Raw genomic sequence first — 4,381 nt, forward strand, 5'->3', positions numbered from 1 at the left:
GAGCCGGTACAGATCCGGGGTTGCGGGGAGGGGCTCGAACCGTTCGGCGGTCAGATACCAGTGGGCCAGGTGGGCGCTGACGGTGGTGGTGGGACGGGCGAGAACGCCGTGGTCGTCGCTGACGCCGATGTGGAAGTGGGCGGGCATGGAGTCCTTGGAGATCGACCGGAGCTACGTCTTTGCTCGATGGGGAGGGGCGCTGGTTCGGCGTTTGGAATGATGTGCTGGTGGATGCTGAAGATCAGGTTGGCGAGGGGATCTCGGCAGAGCTCACGGCGTTCCTTTAGGGGGCTGACGACGGCCGGTCCGTGGAGATCACGCACTGCGTGTGCTGGTGCACCGGCCGCGAGTTCCTGCCGCTCGTCGATGCCGTAGAGGGCGCCGTCGCGCTTGAGTGCACTGCTTGCTGCATGCGGATGTTCATCGCGGACAGCGAGGAGCTCCGGGAGGACGTGCATCTGGATTGGGCGGCGTGCCCCTGTGTGTGGGGGGGCGAGGCGGCTGTCGCCTCCGCGCTTGCCGACGACGGATCGGTCCGCAAGGTGACGGTGGGGCTGCGCTGCCTGGAGGATGGAATCGTGGGGGCTAGGCCGATTGGAAGATCGGCAGTGCCCCCTACCCGCTGAGCCCAAAGGAACGAAGCACTGGGCCCAGGGGGGCGGCCGAACAACGCAGGGCCATGTGCGCCGCGTGGGTGCCTGGAGCGGGCGCGTCATCGCCGTTCTCAGTTTTCTCATCGTCGCTGAGCTTCGGTAGCCGTTTGGTATCCAGGAATCGGAGGAGGAAGTTGAGTACGACCGCAGACCGGAACACCACCGGCTCAGAGGCATGGATCAGGCCATGATGCTGGGGTTCCTTGGGATCTCGGATCAGTGCCCTCGGTGTATCGGACTCCGACTTGCTGAATTTTGGATGGGCGAAGTTGCGTAGTCGGATCATGGCGCCCGCCGGAGTCGTAACGGAGGAAGGCGAACTTCTTTCGGCGGAGCGCGACGAGGCTGCTCAGTCATCAACTACCTTTCTTCTAGAGGGAGATAGGCGGGGGGCGGGGGACGGGGGAAGGCGCATGGTGAAGGCTGTGAGGTGGCTGATCACTGTTCTGGCTATCGCGGGCGCGGCGGCCTGGGTGATCGTGCAACTGCTGAAGGGCCACCAAGATGCGAGCAGTACCTTCTCCATCGTGTCCATGGTGGGCATGGCTGTGAGTCTCGCCCTTGCGTTGGGCGGTTTGGAGGCGGCCCGCAAGGCCCTTCCGCAGGGAGATGACGCACTGACGCACGCGCAGAGCGCCGCGAAAACACTGGCGAAGAGAGTCCTAGCCGCCGAGGAGAAGCAGTTCCGCGCTCTGATTGGCAGGGACGAGGAGCAACTCACTCTTACCTTCACTCGGCGTGCTCCTGACATGATCCCCGGCAGGGGCCCGGAGCGTGGGCAGGTCGCGGGCAGCAGTCCCGCGGCAGACGCTGGCTTCCCCGGCATCACTGAGTACTACCGGGCCTGTTCGAAGCCTCGCCTCGTCGTCACGGGAGCCGCTGGCGCGGGAAAGACGGTGCTATCGGTGGAGTTGGCGCGTGGCCTTCTTAGGCAGCGCACGGAGAATGACCCGGTGCCCGTACGAGTTCCGCTGGCCGAATGGGACCTGAAGGATCCATTCGAAAAGCTTCTGATCGACCATGTAATCAAGGCCGGTGTGTCCGAGCAGCGCGCGAAGTGGATCGTGGAGAATGGGCTCGTCCTGCCCGTCCTCGACGGCCTGGACGAGATGGACCCGGGCCTCGCCGACAGACACCGCAATATCGTGTACGGCCTGGATGGGCAACAGCTGCCTGACCCGCGAGCCCCGCGTGCCCTGGACGCGCTGAAGGCGCTCAGCAACCACGGGGACATGGTGTCGAAGTTTCCGCTGGTCCTGTTGTGCCGCAAGGCCCACTATGACGCCCTGCCGCGGTCAGAACGTCTGCAGCACGCGGTCGGCGTCGACATCGACCCGCTGAGCCTCGAGCACGTTGCGGAGCATCTGACCACGGTGTTCGAGGACGAGGAGCGCTGGCAGAGGTTTGCTCAGGACCTGTCCTCGTCCACCGTGCTGTACGAGACCCTGGCGACGCCGTGGTGGCTCTTCCTCGTCAAGGCCGTCTATCACAGGCGCGGCGACCCCTCGGAGCTATTCTCCTACTCCTCGGCGCGACCGCTCAAGGACCACCTGCTTTCCCTCTTCATCCCGGCCGTCGTGGACATTCGCCCGTCGCGGTACGATGCTGAACGGGTCCAGGGCTGGCTCGCAGTGATCGCCCGCCATCTGCGCAGCGGATCCGATGCCGGGGAACGCGTCGATATTCACCGCCCCCGGCTATGGCCGATCGCAGGCGTCGACCGCGTGCGCTACGCAGACGCGGTGGCGGGCGCCCTCGTCTTCCTCGGACTCGTGCTGCCACTGCTGCTCTTGAGGGAGAGTACGGGGACCTGGCTGTACCCCACTGCCGGGCTGGGTGCCGTTCTGGTGGCGAGGGACGTCTCCAGACAGGCGGGTGACTTGCCAATGTGTGTGCCCTGGGGGCGAGTGTTTTCGGAGGCAACGCTGCGCCTGGCCATCGACACGGTGCCAGTGGGGCTCGTACTCGGCATGCTGGGCGGCCTGGCCGCTCTCCCCATCGCGTGGCTCGCTGCCGCACTGGGCCTCGGCTCGCTCGTCTCTTTTATGCCCGCTCTAGCCGTGTTCTGGTCGGTCCTTCTGGGCACGCTGATTGTGCACGGAGCGGGTGTCACTCATACCTTTGGCGGTACGTACCCACCCGATGTTAATACCGCCGTGAGGTGGCAGTACGTACTGAGGGGCGACCTCCTCTTCGGGGGCGCAGTGTTCGTCGTCGCAGGGCTCTCTATGGCAGCCGCCCGGTGGGTGACGTCCTTCTCGGACGTGCTGGTGTCCTCATCGGTGCCGTTCCTCGACGTGCTGGCCCTCGGCCTGATGGCCGCGGCTCTGCGCTGGGTGACGGACTTTGGCGGCAGCCGGAGGTACCTGGTGTTCCTGCTATCCCCGCGCCACCAACTCCCGTATCGGCTCGGAGGGTTCTTGCGGTGGTCGCACGCGGGTGGTCTGCTGCGCACCTCCGGCGGCGCGTACCAGTTCCGGCACCGCGAGTTCCAGCGATGGCTGGCTCAAAACCCGTAGCCCGGCGGCCAAGGTGAAGCGCTGGATCGGATCAGCGAGATTGCCGATCCGTGCTGGATGGCACATACGTCGGCCACTGCTTCGTTCCTCAAAGGCGGTACTCAAAGTGGCGTCGCAGAGGCACAGCAACTCGCCCCCGAGCAATCAGAATCAGTACCCCCCACATACCTACCCCGCCAGAGAGGAATCCAGCACTAGGGCATAGATGCCGGGTTTGATCCGTTTGAACCCGGCCGTGGTGCGCAGTGCGGTGTACGCCCACCCGTGCTGCTCCCCCATGGGCAGGGCCACAAGACCCAGGGACGCACTGGTGGTGAGGATGATCTGGGCAGGTGTGCCCTTGCCGGGGGTGTGCCGTCCACGGGAGCCTCACGCAGCCTGGTCGGCGAGGACACCGCGCAGGCTGTGTCCGACGGCGTGGGCATGGCGGCGTGCGGCCAGCTCCAGCTCGTCATAGCCGGAGCCTTGAGTCATCTGCCCCGGGTGCTTTCTGTAGCGGTACACCGGTACGGGCAGCAGGACACCGGGGGCGAGGCAGGTGGCGGTGACGGCCGCGCAGTAATCCTCGCCCTGGACGAGGCCGCCCATGCCGCCGGCGGCGCGCACCAGGCGGGTGCGGGCGAGGAGGGTGGTGGGGCCGATGGGGATGGTGTCCTGGGGTCGCGGCCAGTAGGTGACCACGTCGCCCGCCGCGTGGTAGCCGGGCGGAACCGGGCATTCCCACAGGCGGGTCGAACCGTCTTGCAGCAGGTCCTCGCTGTAGCCCGCCACCCAGCCGAGCTCGTCGGTGAACGCCTCCAGCCGCACGGCGAGGCTGCTGGTGGGGACGATGTCGTCATCGTCCATCCAGTTCACGAACTCGGTCTCCACCAGGCCGAGTCCGAGGTTGCGGGCGCAGGCCGCACCGACCGGCCGTGGCAGGGCGAGGACGCGCACGCGCGGGTCGGCTGCGACCGGGTCGGGCAGGTGTGCGGGGTTGGCTCCGTCGAGGACGAGGACGGCCTGCCAGGGCACGGTCTGCCGTGTGAGGCTTGCGTGCATGGCCTCAAGGAACGGCAGACGCTCGGGGCGCAGCTGGGTGGCGATGACAACGGTGATGCGGGGCGCAGACAGAACGATTCTCCAACAGGAGTGGGCAGTAGGGCTGTTCAGCGGAACGAGCTGCGGGATGGGGAAGGTTCGGCGGTGGGGGATGGCAGGGAGGTGGTG

At 66.5% G+C, this 4,381-nt stretch carries 2 protein-coding genes; one reads left to right on the top strand and one right to left on the bottom strand.

Features of this window, described 5'->3' with window-relative positions; genetic code table 11:
- Positions 1–1,066: 1,066 nt before the first annotated feature.
- Positions 1,067–3,172 carry an NACHT domain-containing protein gene (locus A8W25_RS05695; protein WP_067156967.1) on the top strand — a complete coding sequence of 702 codons (2,106 nt, stop codon included), beginning with the start codon at positions 1,067–1,069 and terminating at the stop codon, positions 3,170–3,172.
- Positions 3,173–3,541: 369 nt separating this feature from the next.
- On the opposite strand, the gene A8W25_RS05700 is transcribed toward A8W25_RS05695, so the two are convergent.
- On the bottom strand, positions 3,542–4,270 hold the full coding sequence (locus A8W25_RS05700) for a glycosyltransferase family 2 protein (RefSeq protein ID WP_079125841.1): 729 nt from the start codon (positions 4,268–4,270) through the stop codon (positions 3,542–3,544).
- Positions 4,271–4,381: the final 111 nt, after the last annotated feature.

Source organism: Streptomyces sp. ERV7, assembly GCF_001653515.1.
Taxonomy (GTDB): domain Bacteria; phylum Actinomycetota; class Actinomycetes; order Streptomycetales; family Streptomycetaceae; genus Streptomyces.

What these genes read in the sequence shown, in the direction of transcription:
- A8W25_RS05695 (WP_067156967.1), top strand. Translation starts at nt 1,067, where the DNA reads ATGGTGAAGGCTGTGAGGTGGCTGATCACTGTTCTGGCTATCGCGGGC.